At 35.3% G+C, this 348-nt stretch carries 1 protein-coding gene; it reads left to right on the top strand.

Going from position 1 to position 348, the window contains the following annotated elements; genetic code table 11:
• Positions 1-348, top strand: a 348-nt coding sequence (locus HZY83_RS00030; protein WP_179942083.1) for a Cna B-type domain-containing protein, incomplete at both ends; no start/stop codon positions are given.

The raw sequence follows: 348 nt of genomic DNA on the forward strand, positions 1-348 counted from the left end.
TAGATGGTGAGCAAGTAGAAAGTAAAGAAGTGAGTGCCTCAGATAACTGGAGTTACGAATTTACAAACTTACCGAAGTTTAAAGACGGAAAAGAAGTAAGTTATACAGTAACAGAGAATCAAGTTGACGGATATACACCAGAAATCACTGGTTATAACATAACAAACAAATACACACCAGAAGTTACTAATGTATCTGGAGTAAAAACTTGGGAAGATAATAATAACCAAGATGGAAAACGCCCAGAAAAAATCACAGTTAATTTACTGGTAGATGGTGAGCAAGTAGATAGTAAAGAAGTGAGTGCCTCAGATAACTGGAGTTACGAATTTACAAACTTACCGAAGT

It is taken from the genome of Gemella sp. GH3, assembly GCF_013415425.1.
Taxonomy (GTDB): Bacteria; Bacillota; Bacilli; order Staphylococcales; family Gemellaceae; genus Gemelliphila.